The 17,698-nt window shown below is 71.1% G+C and carries 14 protein-coding genes; 7 read left to right on the top strand and 7 right to left on the bottom strand.

All coding sequences use genetic code 11. The features are described 5' to 3' along the window. Positions 1-135 precede the first annotated feature (135 nt). The 6 genes from IE264_RS29575 to IE264_RS29550 all read left to right on the top strand — a co-directional run bounded on the left by IE264_RS29575 (position 136) and on the right by IE264_RS29550 (position 7,662). Positions 136-900, top strand: a complete 765-nt coding sequence (locus tag IE264_RS29575; RefSeq protein ID WP_031123735.1) for an IclR family transcriptional regulator — start codon at positions 136-138, stop codon at positions 898-900. A gap of 363 nt (positions 901-1,263) precedes the next feature. Continuing rightward, on the top strand, positions 1,264-2,055 hold the full coding sequence (locus tag IE264_RS29570; protein WP_015607526.1) for an MIP/aquaporin family protein: 792 nt from the start codon (positions 1,264-1,266) through the stop codon (positions 2,053-2,055). A 56-nt stretch (positions 2,056-2,111) separates the two neighbouring features. Then, complete coding sequence (gene glpK, locus IE264_RS29565; protein WP_015607527.1) at positions 2,112-3,656, top strand: glycerol kinase GlpK; 1,545 nt, start codon at positions 2,112-2,114, stop codon at positions 3,654-3,656. Between the two features lie 15 nt (positions 3,657-3,671). Then, positions 3,672-5,282 (top strand): glycerol-3-phosphate dehydrogenase/oxidase, encoded by a 1,611-nt coding sequence (locus IE264_RS29560; RefSeq protein ID WP_032758350.1) that lies wholly within the window; start codon positions 3,672-3,674, stop codon positions 5,280-5,282. Between the two features lie 131 nt (positions 5,283-5,413). After that, positions 5,414-6,472, top strand: coding sequence for an LLM class flavin-dependent oxidoreductase (locus IE264_RS29555; protein ID WP_032758349.1), 1,059 nt, complete (start codon positions 5,414-5,416; stop codon positions 6,470-6,472). 146 nt (positions 6,473-6,618) lie between these two features. Further along, positions 6,619-7,662 (top strand): PAC2 family protein, encoded by a 1,044-nt coding sequence (locus IE264_RS29550; protein WP_015607530.1) that lies wholly within the window; start codon positions 6,619-6,621, stop codon positions 7,660-7,662. 72 nt (positions 7,663-7,734) lie between these two features. Here IE264_RS29550 and IE264_RS29545 read toward each other — a convergent pair whose 3' ends face one another. From IE264_RS29545 to IE264_RS29525, 5 genes are all read right to left on the bottom strand, one after another. After that, positions 7,735-10,782 (bottom strand): NPCBM/NEW2 domain-containing protein, encoded by a 3,048-nt coding sequence (locus IE264_RS29545; RefSeq protein WP_032758348.1) that lies wholly within the window; start codon positions 10,780-10,782, stop codon positions 7,735-7,737. A gap of 125 nt (positions 10,783-10,907) precedes the next feature. After that, a complete protein-coding gene (gene mshC / locus IE264_RS29540) occupies positions 10,908-12,137 on the bottom strand; it encodes a cysteine--1-D-myo-inosityl 2-amino-2-deoxy-alpha-D-glucopyranoside ligase (protein WP_032758347.1) in 1,230 nt (409 codons plus the stop codon). A 131-nt stretch (positions 12,138-12,268) separates the two neighbouring features. Continuing rightward, positions 12,269-13,108 (bottom strand): SCO1664 family protein, encoded by an 840-nt coding sequence (locus IE264_RS29535; RefSeq protein WP_015607533.1) that lies wholly within the window; start codon positions 13,106-13,108, stop codon positions 12,269-12,271. Further along, a complete protein-coding gene (locus IE264_RS29530; protein WP_015607534.1) occupies positions 13,072-13,662 on the bottom strand; it encodes a DUF3090 domain-containing protein in 591 nt (196 codons plus the stop codon). Before IE264_RS29530 ends, IE264_RS29535 begins: the two co-directional genes overlap by 37 nt. Before the next feature lie 71 nt (positions 13,663-13,733). Then, complete coding sequence (locus IE264_RS29525) at positions 13,734-14,456, bottom strand: histidine phosphatase family protein (RefSeq protein WP_032758346.1); 723 nt, start codon at positions 14,454-14,456, stop codon at positions 13,734-13,736. Between the two features lie 123 nt (positions 14,457-14,579). On the opposite strand from IE264_RS29525, the gene corA reads away from it, so the two are divergent. Beyond that, positions 14,580-15,563 carry a magnesium/cobalt transporter CorA gene (gene corA, locus IE264_RS29520; protein WP_032758345.1) on the top strand — a complete coding sequence of 328 codons (984 nt, stop codon included), beginning with the start codon at positions 14,580-14,582 and terminating at the stop codon, positions 15,561-15,563. Between the two features lie 47 nt (positions 15,564-15,610). On the opposite strand, the gene IE264_RS29515 is transcribed toward corA, so the two are convergent. Both IE264_RS29515 and IE264_RS29510 read right to left on the bottom strand, forming a co-directional pair. Next, positions 15,611-16,399, bottom strand: coding sequence for a hypothetical protein (locus tag IE264_RS29515; RefSeq protein WP_032758441.1), 789 nt, complete (start codon positions 16,397-16,399; stop codon positions 15,611-15,613). Between the two features lie 245 nt (positions 16,400-16,644). After that, positions 16,645-17,694, bottom strand: coding sequence for an LLM class F420-dependent oxidoreductase (locus IE264_RS29510; RefSeq protein WP_031123748.1), 1,050 nt, complete (start codon positions 17,692-17,694; stop codon positions 16,645-16,647). Between the last annotated feature and the right edge of the window lie 4 nt (positions 17,695-17,698).

Genomic DNA, 17,698 nt, shown 5'->3' with positions numbered 1-17,698 from the left:
AGGAGACGGACTGCATGCTGTGCGGGTGCGGCACCGTCGGCCGGCCGGGGGCGACTTTCCCCCGGAGTCAGACAGAGGTCGGCATCGACCGATAGTGTTCAGCATTGTCGAACCGAGGTGGAGGAGTACGGCGCGATGGCCAAGAACATCCAGTCGCTGGAGCGGGCGGCCGCGATGCTGCGTCTGCTGGCGGGCGGCGAGCGGCGGCTCGGGCTGTCCGACATCGCCTCCTCCCTGGGGCTGGCCAAGGGCACCGCCCACGGAATCCTGCGCACCCTCCAGCTGGAGGGGTTCGTCGAGCAGGACGCGACGTCGGGGCGCTACCAGCTCGGCGCCGAGCTGCTGCGGCTGGGCAACAGCTATCTGGACGTCCACGAGCTGCGGGCCCGGGCCCTGGTCTGGACGGACGACCTGGCCCGCTCCAGCGGCGAGAGCGTCCACCTCGGCGTGCTGCACCAGCACGGTGTGCTCATCGTCCACCACGTCTTCCGGCCCGACGACAGCCGCCAGGTGCTGGAGGTCGGGGCGATGCAGCCGCTGCACTCCACGGCGCTCGGCAAGGTGCTGTCCGCGTTCGACCCGGTGGCGCACAGCGAGGTCATGGAGGCGGAGCGCCGCTCCTTCACCGGGCGCACGGTCACGGCCGCCGACGAGTTCGAGGCGATGCTCGACCTGATCCGCGCGCAGGGCTGGGCCGCCGACGCCGAGGAGACCTGGGAGGGCGTGGCCGCCGTGTCGGCCCCCGTCCACGACCGGCGCAGGATGCCGGTGGGCGCGGTGGCCGTGACGGGCGCGGTGGAGCGGGTGGCGCCTGGCGGCGTCCTGCGCCCCGAGCTGATCGCCGCCGTACGGGACTGCGCCCGCGCGGTCTCCCGGGACCTGGGCGCCGGGCGCTTCTGAGCCGGGCCGTGGATACCGGCCTCTTCTGAGGGCCGGGCGACCGCCCCCGTAACACCTTCCGTATGCGCCCGCTCGCGCCCGCGCACGTCCGGGCGCATCGTGGGGTAACGATCGCGTCGCGCACCGAGTCCTGCACCACAGAACCCTTGACGCTTCCTTCACTCGGGGGAAACACTGCCGTTCAACGGTCGGCATTGTCGAACGCCTAACGGCAATACGCGTTAGGGTGTGACAGTGCCAAGGGCCGGTCAAGCCCTTACAGGTGGGCTGCCCACGCTTCGTGGATACCCATCTGGGGCGCGGACCATCGGAGGGACCCGATGTGTTCCGCTCTCCCCTGGACGAAGGACAAAGGAGTCGCGGGTGTCCAGCTCCGACATTTTCATCGGCGAGACCATCGGTACCGCCATACTCATCCTGCTCGGCGGCGGTGTCTGTGCCGCCGTCACGCTGAAGCGCTCGAAGGCCCAGAACGCGGGCTGGCTGGCCATCACCTTCGGGTGGGGTTTCGCCGTGCTGACCGGCGCCTACCTGGCCGGCGGCGTCTCGGGTGCCCACCTCAACCCCGCGGTCACCCTCGGCCTCGCCATTCAGGGCGGCACCGCGTGGGGCGACGTGCCCCTCTACCTCGCCTCCCAGCTGCTCGGCGCGATGATCGGCGCCGTACTGGTCTACGCGGTGTACTACGGGCAGTTCCACGCCCACCTCAACGACCCGGAGATCATCAAGGCGCAGCCCGCCGACGAGGCCATGGTCGACCAGACCGCCGCCCCCAAGGCCGGCCCGGTGCTCGGGATCTTCTCCACCGGCCCCGAGATCCGCAACGGCGTCCAGAACGTGCTCACCGAGGTCATCGCCACGGTCGTGCTGGTCCTGGCGATCCTGACCCAGGGCCTCAACAACGAGGGCAACGGCCTCGGCACGCTCGGCGCGCTGATCACGGCCCTGGTCGTCGTCGGTATCGGCCTCTCGCTCGGCGGGCCCACGGGCTACGCCATCAACCCGGTCCGCGACCTGGGACCGCGCATCGTGCACGCGGTGCTCCCGCTGCCGAACAAGGGTGGTTCGGACTGGGGCTACGCGTGGGTACCCATCGTGGGTCCGCTCATCGGCGGCGCCCTCGCCGGTGGGCTCTACAACCTGGCCTTCGCCTAGCCCACGCGGGTATCAGCGCCGTAACCCTTCCACTCACAGACTTCCGGGAGCACACCGTGACCGAAGCACACACCACCGGCACCCACGGCACCGGCCCGTTCATCGCGGCCATCGACCAGGGCACCACCTCCAGCCGCTGCATCGTCTTCGACAAGGACGGCCGGATCGTCTCGGTCGACCAGAAGGAGCACGAGCAGATCTTCCCGAAGCCGGGATGGGTCGAGCACGACGCGACCGAGATCTGGGAGAACGTGCAGGAGGTCGTCGCCGGGGCCATCGTCAAGGCCGGCATCACCTCCGCCGACGTCAAGGCGATCGGCATCACCAACCAGCGCGAGACCACCCTGCTGTGGGACAAGAACACCGGTGAGCCGGTGCACAACGCCCTGGTCTGGCAGGACACCCGCACCGACGCGCTCTGCCGGGAGCTCGGCCGCAACGTGGGCCAGGACCGCTTCCGCCGCGAGACCGGGCTGCCGCTCGCCTCGTACTTCGCCGGACCCAAGGTCCGCTGGCTGCTCGACAACGTCGAGGGGCTGCGCGAGCGCGCCGAGGCCGGCGACATCCTCTTCGGCACGATGGACTCCTGGGTCATCTGGAACCTGACCGGCGGCACCGACGGCGGCGTGCACGTCACCGACGTCACCAACGCCTCGCGCACCCTCCTGATGAACCTGCACCGGATGGAGTGGGACGAGAAGATCCTCTCCTCCATCGGCATCCCGGCCGCGGTCCTCCCCGAGATCCGCTCCTCCGCCGAGGTGTACGGCCACGCCAAGGGCGGCATCCTCGACGGCGTGCCCGTCGCCTCCGCGCTCGGCGACCAGCAGGCGGCCCTCTTCGGCCAGACCTGTTTCGCCGAGGGCGAGGCCAAGTCCACGTACGGCACCGGCACCTTCATGCTGATGAACACCGGCGGTACCCCGGTCAACTCGTACAACGGTCTGCTCACCACCGTCGGCTACCAGATCGGCGACAAGCCCCCGGTGTACGCCCTGGAGGGCTCCATCGCGGTCACCGGTTCGCTGGTGCAGTGGATGCGCGACCAGATGGGCCTGATCAAGTCGGCCGCCGAGATCGAGACGCTGGCCTCCTCGGTCGAGGACAACGGCGGCGCCTACTTCGTGCCCGCCTTCTCCGGCCTGTTCGCCCCCTACTGGCGTCCCGACGCCCGCGGGGTGATCACCGGCCTCACCCGTTACGTCACCAAGGCGCACATCGCCCGTGCCGTCCTGGAGGCCACCGCCTGGCAGACCCGCGAGATCAGCGATGCCATGACGAAGGACTCCGGCGTCGAACTGACCGCGCTCAAGGTCGACGGCGGCATGACGTCCAACAACCTGCTGATGCAGACGCTCGCCGACTTCCTGGACGCACCCGTGGTGCGCCCCATGGTCGCCGAGACCACCTGCCTCGGCGCCGCCTACGCCGCCGGCCTGGCCGTCGGCTTCTGGCCGGACACCGACGCGCTGCGCGCCAACTGGCGCCGGGCCGCCGAGTGGACCCCCCGCATGGACGCGGACACCCGTGCCCGCGAGTACAAGAGCTGGCTCAAGGCCGTCGAACGGACCATGGGCTGGGTCGAGGACGAAGAAAGCTGACGAGGAGCATTCACCATGACCACCCTGCAGAGCGTTCCCGCCCTCGGAACGCACCCGGCCTCCGGCTCCCTGCCGAGCCGCGCCGAGACCCGGGAGCAGCTGTCCCGGGCGACCTACGACCTCCTGGTCATCGGCGGCGGCATCCTGGGCATCTCCACCGCCTGGCATGCCGCGCAGTCCGGGCTGCGGGTGGCACTGGTGGACGCCGGTGACTTCGCCGGCGCCACCTCCTCCGCCTCCTCCAAGCTGCTCCACGGCGGTCTGCGCTACCTCCAGACCGGCGCGGTCAAGCTGGTCGCGGAGAACCACTTCGAGCGCCGCGCGATCTCCCGCGAGGTGGCCCCGCACCTGGCCAACCCGCTCACCTTCTACCTGCCCGTCTACAAGGGCGGCCCGCACGGCGCGGCCAAGCTCGGCGCGGGCGTCTTCGCCTACTCCGCGCTCTCCGCGTTCGGCGACGGCGTCGGCCATGTCATCTCCCCGGCCAAGGCGCAGCGCGACGTGCCCGAGCTGCGCACCGACAACCTGAAGGCCGTCGCGGTCTACGGCGACGACCAGATGAACGACGCCCGCATGGCGCTGATGACGGTCCGCGCGGCCGTCGACGCGGGCGCGGCCGTCCTCAACCACGCGGCCGTCACCGGTCTCCGCTTCACCCGGGGCCGGGTCACGGGCGCCGATCTGAAGGACAGCGTCGACGGTACGGAGTTCGGCGTCACCGCCCGGCTCGTGCTGAACGCGACCGGCCCCTGGGTCGACCACCTGCGGAAGATGGAGGACCCGAACGCGGCCCCCTCCATCCGCCTCTCCAAGGGCGCCCACCTGGTCCTCAAGCGGACCCGTCCGTGGCGGGCGGCGCTGGCCACCCCGATAGACAAGTACCGCATCACGTTCGCCCTGCCGTGGGAGGACATGCTGCTCCTCGGCACGACGGACGAGGAGTACGAGGGCGACCCGGCGGACGTGTCGGTGACCGAGGCGGACACCGCGCAGATCCTCGACGAGGCGGCGTTCTCGATCAAGGACCAGCAGCTCTCCCGCGACCTGATCACCTACTCCTTCGCCGGTCTGCGGGTGCTGCCCGGCGGTCCGGGCGACACCTCCAAGGCCAAGCGCGAGACGGTCGTCACGGAGGGCCGCGGCGGAATGCTGTCGGTCGCGGGCGGCAAGTGGACGACGTTCCGCCACATCGGCCGCACGGTCATGAACAAGCTGGCCGCCCTGCCGGGGCACCCGCTGGCGGAGGACATGGAGCCGATGAACCGGCTGCCGAGGAAGCTGCCGCTGCCCGGGATCGCCAACCCGAACGCGGTCGCGCACCGGCTGCTGATCGACGGCGGCACCCCCGGCCCCCGGATGGCGCCGGACACCGCCCGGCACCTGGCCACGCACTACGGCTCGCTCGCCTTCGACATCGCGCGGCTGGCCAACGAGAGCCCGGAGCTGGCCGAGCGCGTCCACCCGGACGCCCCGGAGATCTGGGCCCAGGTCGCCTACGCCCGCGACCACGAGTGGGCCGAGACGGCGGACGACGTGCTGCGCCGCCGGACGACGCTGACGATCCGGGGCCTGGCGACGGACGACGTCCGCGACGGCGTCGAGAAGCTGCTGGCCGACCGGGACTGATCTCCCCGCGGGTACGGCGGACGGGGGCGGCTTCCACGCGGGAGCCGCCCCCGTTCACGTACGCGCGCGTCCCCGGCACGCGCCACACTCCCGCCATACCCGTGCAATGTGCCGCGAGGAAAGTGGAGGGCATGAGATTCTCGGTGCTTTCCCTGATCGGCCATGACCCGCACCCTCTGACCGGCGAACTCCCCTCCCCCGCCGACCGGTTCGAGGAGGTGATCGCCACCGCGTCCGTCGCGGAGGAGCTCGGCTTCGACTCCTACTCGGTCGGTGAGCGGCACGCCGGAGCCTTCCTCTCCTCCAGCCCGAGCGTCGTGCTCGGCGCGATCGCGGCCCGTACCACCACGATCCGGCTGCTCACCGGGGTGACCGTCGTCGCGATCCTCGACCCGGTCCGGGTGGCGGAGGACTTCGCGACGCTCGACCAGATCTCCCGGGGCCGGATCGAACTGGTCGTCGGGAAGGGCGCCGAGGCGGGCCACTTCGACCTCTTCGGGCTCGACGAGGAACGGCAGTGGGACCTCCAGAAGGAGAAGTACGAGCTGCTGCGCCGGCTGTGGAGCGAGGAGGGCGTCGACTGGGAGGGCGAGTTCCGCCCGCCGCTGAAGAACGTGACGACCGTGCCACGTCCGTACGACGGGCTCCCGCGCATCTGGCACGGCTCGGCGACCAGCCTCAACTCCCCCGAGCTGGCGGCCAAGCACGGCGACCCTCTGTTCACCGCCAACGCCATCCAGCCGCGTGAGGCGTACGCGAAGCTCATCGCGCACTACCGGGAGCGGTTCGAGGCGTACGGCCACGATCCGGCGGACGCCCGGGTGGCGGCGGGCTCCGGCGGGCTGCTCATCGCGGACAGCTCGCAGGCGGCCGTCCGGCAGTACAAGGAGCTGTACGAGGCGCGGGTGCGGCAGACGTTCAAGCCGCACCTGGCGGGCAAGGCCGGCTACAACACCCCGTTCCGGACCATCGAGGACGCGATCGAGGGCGGCCCCCAGCTGATCGGCTCCCCGCAGCAGATCATCGACAAGATCCTCGGCTGGCACACGGTCTACCGCCACGACCTCCAGTCGATCACCGTGGACGGCTTCGGGCTGAGCCGGCCGGAACAGCTGGAGACGCTCCAGCGGTTCGCCGAGGAGATCGCCCCGGTGGTGCGGCGGGAGGCTCCTTCCACGCTCTGGCAGTGAGAGCGGATCCAGGCTGATGCACTGTTCGTCCCGATGATCCACTCCTGCTGGCAAGGTTCACCCGGCCGTGCAAACGGGCTGCGGTCCAAGGGTCCCGAAGCCGTAAGGTTGCTCCGTACGTACGGAGACATCGGAAGGGGGCCCGGGTGATCGAGCTCGAGTCAGTGCCCGAGCTGATCGACCCGGTCATGGTGGCCGCGTTCGAAGGCTGGAACGACGCCGGTGACGCCGCCTCCACAGCGGTCGGCCATCTGGACCGGGAGTGGAAGGGCGAGGTGTTCGCGGCGCTGGACGCCGAGGACTACTACGACTTCCAGGTCAACCGGCCCACGGTGTGGCTGGACAACGGAGTGCGCAAGGTCACCTGGCCGACGACCAGGCTGTCGGTGGTGCGCGTCGGCGGGGAGAAGCCGCGGGACCTCGTCCTGGTGCGCGGCATCGAACCGTCGATGCGCTGGCGCTCGTTCTGCAACGAGATCCTCGGCTTCGCCCATGAGCTGGGCGTCGAAATGGTCGTCATCCTGGGCGCGTTGCTCGGTGACACCCCGCACACCCGGCCGGTGCCGGTGAGCGGGGTCACCTCCGACGCGGACCTGGCGCGCACGATGGACCTGGAGGAGACCCGCTACGAGGGCCCGACGGGGATCGTCGGCATCCTCCAGGAGGCGTGCACCCATGCCGGGGTGCCGGCGGTGAGCCTGTGGGCGGCGGTGCCGCACTACGTGTCGCAGCCGCCGAACCCGAAGGCGACGCTGGCCCTGCTGAACCGGCTGGAGGATCTGATCGGGCTGCGCATCCCGCTGGGCGAGCTGCCCGAGGACGCGCGGGCCTGGCAGCTCGGGGTGGACCAGCTGGCGGCGGAGGACAGCGAGGTCGCGGAGTACGTCCAGACGCTGGAGGAGGCGCGGGACACCGCGGAGCTGCCCGAGGCGTCCGGAGAGGCCATCGCCCGGGAGTTCGAGCGGTATCTGCGGCGCCGGGACGGCGGCCCCGGGCCGGGACCCGGTGGCCATGCGACGGAGAGCGGGGACTCGACGTACCTGCGGGACCCGTCGACCGGCCGCACCCGGCCTCCGAAGCCGCCGCGGCCGGAGTCCGGTCAGGGTCCGGGGCCCGGTCAGGGTCCGGGGAAGAAGCCCGAGGACAAGGGCCCTGACGAGGCGTCCGGGGAGAGCCCCGACGAGGAGTGACGAGGCGCGCGGGCGGGGGTGCTGTACGGGAGATGTCGTCCCGTACAGCACCCCTTTCCTCATGCGCGGGACTCAGGCGCAGTGGAACTTCGCCGCGGCCCAGTCGCCGTGGTCCCCGGTCTTGGACCCGTTGCTGTCGGTGACCTTCAGACGCACCTGCCGTACGCCGTCGAGCTTCACGTCCACCGGTACGGTCGCCGAGGCTCCGGTGAGCTTCGGCGAGGTCCACAGCGTCTTGCCGTCACCCTCTACTGAGAACGCGACCTCTCCATAGCCGTTGATCTCGTCGTCGATCCCGACGTCGGCGGTGAGGGCGGTGCAGCGGCCGCCGAGGTGGATCGCGATGTCGGAGTCGGCGTGGGTGCCGATGCCCTTCTCGTACGTGGTGCCCGCGAGCGTCAGTGTCCTGCCGTCGGCCGCCCCCGACTCCCCGTTGGAGCGGTCGCGTTCGGCGGGCCCGTAGCCGTTGGTCTCGGAGAGCCAGACCAGGTCGCTCGCCCAGGCCTGTCCGGTGGGCGGCGGTGGCAGTACGGAGAGCGCGAGCCGCTGTTCGGTGGTGCGGGCGTCCCCGGCGGCCCGGTAGCGGGCAAGGGCGGTGAGCCGGGTCTCCCGTACCTCCGCGTCCTTCACCGGGGTCACCTCCACCGCGACCCGGCGGGTGGCGCCCGCCGGTATCCGGCCCGGGACCTTCGCCGGGGTGCTCTTCCAGCCCGCCGGCACCTGGAGGGTGACCGAGGCGTCGGTGAGGTCGGCGCTGCCCGCGGTGATGTCGACCTGGACCTGGCCGGGCGTTCCCGCGCCGGCCTCCTGGCCCGTGGGGGCGGAGAGCACGGCTGCCGCGGAGGCCTTCTTGCCGCCGACCGCGCTGGTGCCGCTCAGCTTCACGGTGAACTTCTTGTCCGTGCGCAGGGGCGCGGTCTTGACGTGCACCACCCCGCCGCGGTCGTCCCGGTCGTACCACCAGCCCTGCTGGGCGGCCTCGTACGCGGCCTCCGAGGTCAGCCGGGGCAGGGTGCGGTCCAGCCGCACCGAGCGGGGTTCGGAGCCGGTGTGCACGGTGAACTCGTAGGGGCGCTTGCTCTGTTTGCCGGTGAAGCTCCCCCGGCTCTCGTTGACGGTGACCTTGACGTCGCCCGCCCCGCGCACGGGGGCGCGGACGTCGGCGCGCTGGGTGGCGTACTTGCCGTCCCGGTGCTGCCGGGTGACGCCGTCGTCCTCGTACAGGGTGAAGGAGGTGTTGCCCTGCGGGTAGATGTCCCAGGCGAGCGGGGAGGAGGCGGTGCGGTCGCGGTAGGAACGGATGCCCGGCCACATGGGGACGGCGGCGCCCGCCTTCACGAAGAGGGGCAGGGTGTCGAGCGGGGCGCTGTAGGAGTCGATGGTGGTGGGGCCTTCGTAGGTGCGGCCGCTCCAGTAGTCGATCCAGGTGCCCTTGGGGAGGTAGATGTCCCGGCGCTCGGTGGTGTCCTGGTAGACGGGCGCGACGAGGAAGTGCTCGCCGGAGAGGAACTCGTACTTCGCCGCCTCCGTGGACGCCTTGGGGTCGTCCGGGTATTCGAGGACCAGCGGACGGACCATGCCGACACCGCTCTTGGTCGCCTCGTGGGCGTAGGAGTACTGGTAGGGCAGCAGCGACTCCTTGAGCTTCAGGTAGTCGCGGTTGATGGAGGTGTACGGCTCCCCGTGACGGAACGGCTGCTTGTCCATGGGGGCCCAGCCGTCCATGGTCATCGTCGTGCCGAGGAACATCTTCCACTGGAGGTCACGCGTGTACGTCTTGGCGCTGCCGCCGAAGATGCCGTCGATGTCACCCGTGGTGTAGGCGAGTCCGGACATCGTGGCGCCCGCGTAGGTGGGGATCTGCCAGCGGATGTACTCCCAGGTGCCGTACTGGTCGCCGGACCACTGGACTCCGCAGCGCTGCGCGCCCGCCCAGCTCTCGGGGGCCCAGGTGAAGCCGCGGGCGTCGCTGTTGTCCTCGATGCCCTTGTAGGCGTCCTTGCAGCCGTCGAGGGCGAACTTGTAGCCCTCGCCGACCCAGGCGACGTCCAGTTTGGCGACCCGCTGACCGGCCTTCACCTGGGCGGCGAGGTCCTCGATGCCGTCCTCGGTCCACAGGCCGAGCTCCATCTTGCGGTCCTTCAGGCCCTGGGCGGTCTCCTCCAGGTCCTCGTAGCCGCAGCCGTAGCCGTCGTTGACCAGCATCCAGCCGTTGGGCATGTCGTTCTCGACGTACCCGTCCGCGACCTTCAGCGCGTCCAGGGTGCGGCGCTCGCCCCGGTTGGCGTTGTGGAGGTAGCAGTCGGCGTCGCCCACCTCCATGCCGTAGACGGGCGGCAGGAAGGGTTTGCCGGTGAGGTCAGTGTACTGCCCGATGACGTCCTTGGCCCCGTCACCGGCGAAGTAGTAGGCGTCGAAGCGCTGTTCCTTCGCGCTGGTCGTCACCGGGTCGGTGAACGCGTAGGTGCCCGGGGCGTAGGTGTTGCGGAAGACGCCGTAGCCGGCCGACGAGAGGTAGAAGGGTACGGAGTTGGGGTGGCCGCCGTCGTTCCAGTTGTAGTCGACGGCGACCTGGACGGTCTTGTCACGGTGGGAGGTGTTGCCGCGGCCGTTCTGCATCCCGGCGCCGTAGAACTGCTCCCCGGCGCCCCGGGCCAGGGTCTGGACGGTGGTGTCGCCGGTCCAGCTCAGCCCCTTCGCCTCGGACCAGACGCGGCTGCCGTCGGCCCGGTGCAGGGCGAAGCGCAGCGGCTTCTTGTAGGCCCGCAGGGTGACCTCGTCGGTCGACAGCTCGTAGCGGTCGCCGCGGTCCTTCCAGCGGGTGCGGGGCGCCTTGCCCTGCGGCAGGACGATGTCCTCGCCCGTGGGGTCGGTGAACCGGCCGTCGGGGGCGAGTTCGATGCGGAAGGTCTCCTCGGAGACGAAGCTGACGCGGGCCTCGGCCGGGCCGGCGCTCAGCCGGTACACGGGCCCCTCGGCACGGAACCCGGTCACGTCGCCGACCGTGGTGGACTCCGGCGGGGCGTCTTCGGCGCGGGCGTTGCCGGGCCCGGCCAGGGCGGCGAACAACCCGAGCGCCACAGCAACAGCTGCCGCTCTGATGCGCGTTGTTGATTGCATAGGAAGCTTTTAGCGCAACTTCGAGCATGTGACTACGGACAAAAGGGGACCGGCCCCGAACTTCGTAGAGAAGTCCGAGGCCGGTCCGGAGAATCTGATCGGGCGGCGGTGGGCCGCCCTCCGTACTACAGCGCGACCCCCAGAAGGGCGTCGACGGTACGGGAGACGAGGCCGGGTGCCCCCTCGTCCGCACCGCCCTCGGCACTCTGCAGCTCGGCCCAGCGGTCCACCGCGGCGAGCGCCGTGGGCGTGTCCAGGTCGTCGGAGAGGGCCTCGCGGACCTCCTCGACCAGCGCGTCGGCCGGCCGCCCGTCGGGGCGCGAGACCGCGGCCCGCCAGCGGGCGAGGCGCTCGACGGCGTCGGCGAGCACCTGGTCGGTCCACTCCCAGTCGGAGCGGTAGTGGTGGGAGAGCAGCGCGAGGCGCAGGGCCGCCGGGTCCACGCCCTCGCGGCGCAGGGCCGAGACGAAGACGAGGTTGCCGCGGGATTTGGACATCTTCTCGCCGTCGAGACCGACCATGCCGGCGTGGACGTACGCCTTGGCGAACGGGTGCTCGCCGGTCAGCGCCTGGGCGTGCGAGGCGCCCATCTCGTGGTGCGGGAAGGCGAGGTCGGAGCCGCCGCCCTGGATGTCGAAGCCCATGCCGAGGTGGTCGAGCGCGATGGCGACGCACTCGATGTGCCAGCCCGGGCGGCCCTCGCCCAGGGAGGCCCCGTCCCAGCTCGGCTCGCCCGGACGGGCGGCCATCCAGAGCATCGGGTCGAGGGGGTTCTTCTTGCCGGGGCGCTCGGGGTCGCCGCCGCGCTCGGCGGAGAGCAGCCGCATCGCCGCCGCGTCGAGCCCGGAGACCTCGCCGAAGTGCGGGTCGGCGTCGACGGAGAAGTACACATCGCCTTCGAGGTCGTAGGCGGCGCCCGACTCCCTCAGCCGTTCGACGAGCGGCACGATGCCCGGTATGGCCTCGACCGCTCCGATGTAGTGCTGCGGGGGCAGCATCCGCAGGGCGGTCATGTCCTCGCGGAAGAGTGCCGTCTCGCGCTCCGCGAGCTCGGTCCAGTCCTGACCGTCGCGCACGGCCCGCTCCAGGAGCGGATCGTCCACGTCGGTCACGTTCTGGACGTAGTGAACCTGCCGCTTGGTGTCGAGCCACACGCGTTGAACGAGGTCGAACGCGTTGTAGGTCGCCGCATGACCCATGTGGGTCGCGTCGTACGGCGTGATGCCGCAGACGTAGATGCGGGCGACGGGACCGGGGTCAAGGGTGATCCGTCCGCCGGTCGCGGTGTCGTGGATCCGAAGGTCGCGGCCCTTGCCAGGCAGGGCGGGGACCTCAGAAGCGGGCCAGGCATGCATGTCATGAGCGTAACCGGACGACGCTTCCGGATACGAACCGGATCCGGAATCCTGTCCGAAGAGGCACTCTTGCGATAAACCCCCGAAAGGCTGTACGAGCGTGGCGCCCGCAGGTGACCCGGGGCCGGCCGCTACACGGGCGGCCAGGGGATCGGCGGCCACTGGCCGCCCGGCTTCGGGTGCACCCCGTCGGCGAGCAGCCCCGCCACCCGCTCCCGCAGGGCTTCCAGCTCGGCCGCCGTGATGAGTTGCGCCATCCGGGTGGCCAGGGGCTCCCCCGCCGCCAGCTCCCCGGCGAGCAGACCGAGCACCCGCAGCGCCTCCTCGGTGAGCGGCTCGCCGGCCCAGCCCCACAGGAGGGTGCGCAGCTTGTCGTCCGCGTTGAAGGTGACCCCGTGGTCGATGCCGTACAGCAGTCCGCCGGGGGCGCGCAGCAGATGGCCGCCCTTGCGGTCACCGTTGTTGATCACCGCGTCCAGCACCGCGAGCCGCCGCAGCCGGGGGTCGTCCGCGTGCACCAGCAGCGCGGTCTTCCCCTCCCCGACGTCGGCGAAGCCCACGGCCTTCCAGCCCTCGCCCGGCTCGTCGTCCTCGACGAGGGCCAGCAGCGCCTGTTCACCCTCCGTGGGGTCGGGCCCGTCGATCCAGAGCTGGCACATGCCCTCGCCGTACGGCCCGTCCCGCAGCACGGTGGGCGGTACGAGGTCCCACCCGGTCGCCCGGGAGATCTCGTACGCGGCCACCTCCCGCTGCGCGAGCGTCCCGTCCGGGAAGTCCCACAGCGGCTGCTCCCCCGCGACCGGCTTGTAGGCACAGGTGCGCTCCTCGCCCTCGTGGGCGACGGTGCAGTGCAGCACCGCGTTGGACGCTCCGCCGACCTGCCCGAGCACGGTGAGCGTGCCCTCGGTGAGCAGGGTGAGCAGCTCGGTGTCCGTCAGGCTCCGCGACGGTATCCGTTCTGGCGCGGGCATACGTGTCCTTCCGGATCGAGCGGGAGGCTGCACAACGGGCACGGCGGGCGACCGGCGTTGACGACGTCCAGGGCGCGCTTGGCGAACGCGCGGGCCTGGGCGCCGCTGAGCCGGACGCGGAGCATCGGCGGGCCGTTCTCCTCGTCCTGGAGGAGCTTCTCCTCGGCCTCCGCGAGGTCGTCCTCGGAGTCCGCGTCGAGCTCGACGAGGGCCTGCGCCTCGACGATCATGCGCTGTTCGTCACCGTCCCAGGCCAGGGCCATGGTGCCGACCCTGAACTCCTCCTCGACGGGGACGTCCAGCGGGGCGGTGTCGGTGACGGCGGCGGGAGCCACGGCGGGCACCGGCGAGTTGCCCCCGGTACGCCGGACCACCTCGTCGAGCAGTTCGTCGATCCGCTCGGCCAGGGCGGCCACCTGGGTCTTCTCCAGGGCGACGCTGGTGACCCGCCCCTTGGAGGAGGCCTGCAGGAAAAACGTACGACGGCCAGGCAACCCGACCGTACCGGCCACGAATCGGTCCGGTGGGTCGTAGAGGAACACCTGACGGGACACGTCCTGTCTCCCTTGAGAATCGATGGGCGGATAGCGGCGCTACGGCGCGTCCACCCTACTGCCCGCAGAGATCACGGCGCGCCCCCGCCGCCGCCCACCGCCGCATCGGACGTGCCGTCACCCCCGCCGGAGGGCACGGCGTCAGCCCCGACGGGCTGTTCGCGCGGTGCCAGCGGGGTGAGATCGCCGGTGTCGCCGACCCGCAGGAGGAAGGGGCGCAGCCGCGTGTAGCGGATCGCGGTGACCGAGCAGGGGTCCACGTGGATGCGCTGGAAGAGGTCCAGATGCATGCCGAGGGCGTCGGCGACGAGCGACTTGATGATGTCGCCGTGCGAGCACATCACGTACGTGGCGTCCTCGCCGTGCTCCGCCTCGACGCGGTCGTTCCAGTCGCGTACGGCGTCGACGGCGCGGGCCTGCATGGCGCGCATCGACTCGCCGCCGGGGAAGGCCGCGGCGGAGGGGTGCTGCTGGACGACGGACATCAGCGGTTCGTCGGAGAGCTCGGCGAGCTTGCGGCCCGACCAGTCGCCGTAGTCGCACTCGCTGATGCGTTCCTCGGTGTGGACGGGCAGCCCGGGGCGGGCGTCGAGCAGCGGCTGGAGCGTCTGCCGGCAGCGCTCCAGGGGGCTGGTGACGGCGGCGGCGATGGCGAGGGCGGACAGCCGTGCGGGCAGGGCGGCGGCCTGTTCGGTGCCGCGCTCGTCGAGGAGGACCCCGGGGGTGCGGCCCGCGAGCACTCCGGCGGTGTTGGCGGTGGAGCGTCCGTGGCGTACGAGGATCAGCGTGGGCATACCGGCAGCCTAGATGTCCCGGGGATCCGGGTGCGAGGACGGGCCTGCCGGGGAAGGAGGGGGCGGTGGGCCGCCCCCGCCCACCTTGTACGTTGTGGTCCTTAACCTCCCGAGGATGCCGAAATGATCGTGGACTGTGCCATCTACCAGGACGGACGCCGGACCGAAGGGCCCGCCGACTTCTCCGACGCCCTCGACGCGGCGCGGAAGTCCGACGACGCCTTTCTCTGGATCGGCCTGCACGAGCCGACCGAGCGGGAATTCGACCTGGTGCGCCATGAGTTCGGGCTGCACCCGCTCGCGGTCGAGGACGCGCTGCGCGCGCACCAGCGCCCCAAGCTGGAGGTGTACGACGACTCCCTGTTCGCGGTGCTGAAGCCGGTCGTCTACGAGTCGAGCAGCGACACGGTGAGCACCGACGAGCTGATGATCTTCATCGGGGACTCGTTCGTGGTGACGGTCCGGCACGGCGACAGCGCGCCGCTGGCGGATGTGCGCAGCCGGCTGGAGGCGGACCCGCAGATACTGGCGCACGGGCCGACCGCGGTGCTGTACGCGATCAGCGACGCGGTGGTGGACCACTACATCGACGTGGCCGGGGAGCTCCAGGTGGACCTGGAGGAGCTGGAGACCGAGGTCTTCGCCCCGAGCGGCGGCGACTCCTCGAACACGGCCGCGAGCATCTACACGTTCAAGCGGCAGGTGCTGGAGTTCCGCCGGGCCACGGGTCCGCTGACGGCGCCGATGACCCGGCTCGCGGGGGCCGGGGTGCCGTTCGTCCACCAGGAGGCGCAGCCGTTCTTCCGTGATGTCGCCGACCACCTGGCGCGGGTCAACGAGCAGGTGGAGGGGTTGGACCGGCTGCTGTCGGACATCCTCTCGGCCCATCTCGCGCAGATGGGGGTGCGGCAGAACGACGACATGCGCAAGATCTCGGCGTGGGCGGCCATGGCCGCCGTCCCGACGATGGTGGCGGGCATCTACGGCATGAACTTCGACCACATGCCGGAGCTGCACTGGACGTGGACGTATCCGGCCGTCGTCCTGTTCATGGCCCTGGCGGTGTTCGGCCTCCACCGCCAGTTCAAGCGGCGCGGGTGGCTCTGAGGATCACGCGTGTACGTAGGAGGAGCTCGCGTGCTCGTAGAGGGAGCTCACGCGTACTCGGGTTCCGGCACGGCCCGGCCGCCGAGCGCGTCGCGCCGCTCGGGCATCTCCAGGCTCACCATGCGCCGCCAGCCGACGAGGCGCTCGTACGCGTACACCGCGCGGATTCCGGCCGCCAGGGCCGCGGCCCTGGGGCGCGACCAGCCCAGCAGCCGGCCCATGTGGTCCATCACCGCGAGGCTGACGTCACGGTAGACCCGGATCTCCGCCAGCGCGCACTCCCGCATGATCCGCTGGATGGTCCGGCCGTGGCCCTGGCGGGCGAGCCGCAGCAGTTCCTCGTGGCAGTACGCGAGGTGGTTGTCCTCGTCGTCGGAGATCATCCGTACCGCGCGGCCGATGTCGGGGTGGTCGGCGAAGTACCGCCGCAGCAGCCGCATCTGCTCGGAGGCGCGCTGCTCGGTGATCCTGCTGTGAGCCAGATAGGTGATGATGTCGCGCTCGGTGAGCCGCTCCTCGCCGCGCAGCCGGGAGTGGGCGAGGCCGATGCCCTGCTGCTCCAGCAGCATCGTGTAGTCGGTCTCCGGCGGAACGTCGGCCGGGCGCAGCCCGCGCCTCTTCAGGAGGGCGTTGAAGATCCGGCCGTGCTTGTCCTCGTCGGCGCCGTGCCGGACGATCCTGGGCGCCAGGCCCCGGTGGCTCTCGGGGACCAAGGCGGCGATGCGGGCGTTCTCCCAGCCGCCCTGGGACTCCCCGCTGGCGGCGATGGAGCAGAAGAGCCGATAGGCCTCGTCGTCGTCCAGGATCTCCTGGAACAGGCTTCGGGCTGAGAGCATGAAGGCCACCTCCGTACCGGTCTCCGCGGCATCACGCCGCGGAGCAGTAGTGCGCAGAGCAGCAGTCAAATGCGCCGGGGAGCAGTCGGCAACCGGAGCAGTTGGGGACGGCGGCGCGGGGCCGGGCCGCGCGGCCCGGCGTAACCCCGGGGCGCGCGGCGCGTTGTTCCCGGTGACGGCCGTGGCGGGGAAGACCCCCGAGCCCCCACCACGGCCGTAGTGCTGCCCCTGGGGCTCCTGGAGGCTCAGGCGAGACCGGAGCGCTCCAGGGCGTCCGTACCGGCGCGCAGGGCGGTGAGCCGCTCCTCCAGGGTGAAGCCGGCGGGGGCGAGGTTGAGCGTGGTGACCCCGGCGGCGGCGTATGCCTGCATCCGCTCGGCGATGCGCTCGATCGGACCGAGCAGCGTGGTCTGGTCGATCAGCTGGTGCGGTACGGCGGCGGCGGCCCCGGCCTTGTCCCCGTCCAGGTACTTGTCCTGGATCTCGGCGGCCTCCTTCTCGTACCCCATGCGCTGCGCGAGCTGGTTGTAGAAGTTCTGCTTCCGGCTGCCCATCCCGCCGACGTACAGGGCGGTGTACGGGCGGAACATGTCGGCGAGGCCCTTGACGTCGTCACCGACGGCGAGCGGCAGCGTCGGGGAGACGTCGAAGCCCTCCATGGTCTTCCCTGCCTTCTCCCGGCCCGCGCGCAGATAGGTGAGCGCGGTCTCCTCCAGGTGCTCGGCGGAGGGGAAGATCAGCAGGGCGCCGTCGGCGATCTCGCCGGTCTGCTCCAGGTTCTTCGGGCCGATCGCGGCGATGTAGAGCGGGATGTGCTCGCGCTCCGGGTGGACCGTGAGCTTGATCGGCTTGCCGGGGCCGCCGGGCAGCGGGAGCGTCCAGTGCTGCCCCTCGTACGAGAGGCGCTCGCGGGTCATCGCCTTGCGGACGATCTCGACGTACTCGCGGGTGCGGGCCAGCGGCTTGTCGAACTTGACACCGTACCAGCCCTCGGAGACCTGCGGGCCCGAGACGCCGAGGCCGAGCCGGAAGCGGCCGCCGGAGAGCGAGTCCAGGGTGGCGGCGGTCATCGCGGTCATGGCGGGCTGGCGGGCCGGGATCTGCATGATCGCGGAGCCGACGTCGATGGATTCGGTCTGTGCCGCGACCCAGGTCAGCACGGTCGGCGCGTCCGAGCCGTAGGCCTCGGCCGCCCAGCAGACGTCGTAGCCGAGGCGGTCGGCCTCCTGGGCGACGGCGAGGTTGTCGCCGTCCATCCCCGCGCCCCAGTAACCGAGATTGATGCCGAGCCGCATAGCC

This window comes from Streptomyces microflavus (assembly GCF_014650075.1).
GTDB classification, from domain to species: Bacteria; Actinomycetota; Actinomycetes; order Streptomycetales; family Streptomycetaceae; genus Streptomyces; species Streptomyces microflavus.
Note: the sequence above shows the minus strand (reverse complement) of the source record. Positions and strands in the feature narration are given on the sequence as shown.

Excerpts from the sequence above, each read along its gene's own strand:
- IE264_RS29575 (WP_031123735.1), top strand. The coding sequence starts at position 136 with ATGGCCAAGAACATCCAGTCGCTGGAGCGGGCGGCCGCGATGCTGCGT.
- IE264_RS29515 (WP_032758441.1), bottom strand. The coding sequence starts at position 16,399 with ATGCTCTCAGCCCGAAGCCTGTTCCAGGAGATCCTGGACGACGACGAG.
- IE264_RS29545 (WP_032758348.1), bottom strand. The coding sequence starts at position 10,782 with ATGCAATCAACAACGCGCATCAGAGCGGCAGCTGTTGCTGTGGCGCTC.
- IE264_RS29525 (WP_032758346.1), bottom strand. The coding sequence starts at position 14,456 with ATGCCCACGCTGATCCTCGTACGCCACGGACGCTCCACCGCCAACACC.
- IE264_RS29560 (WP_032758350.1), top strand. The coding sequence starts at position 3,672 with ATGACCACCCTGCAGAGCGTTCCCGCCCTCGGAACGCACCCGGCCTCC.
- IE264_RS29555 (WP_032758349.1), top strand. The coding sequence starts at position 5,414 with ATGAGATTCTCGGTGCTTTCCCTGATCGGCCATGACCCGCACCCTCTG.
- corA (WP_032758345.1), top strand. The coding sequence starts at position 14,580 with ATGATCGTGGACTGTGCCATCTACCAGGACGGACGCCGGACCGAAGGG.
- IE264_RS29510 (WP_031123748.1), bottom strand. The coding sequence starts at position 17,694 with ATGCGGCTCGGCATCAATCTCGGTTACTGGGGCGCGGGGATGGACGGC.
- IE264_RS29535 (WP_015607533.1), bottom strand. The coding sequence starts at position 13,108 with ATGCCCGCGCCAGAACGGATACCGTCGCGGAGCCTGACGGACACCGAG.
- mshC (WP_032758347.1), bottom strand. The coding sequence starts at position 12,137 with ATGCATGCCTGGCCCGCTTCTGAGGTCCCCGCCCTGCCTGGCAAGGGC.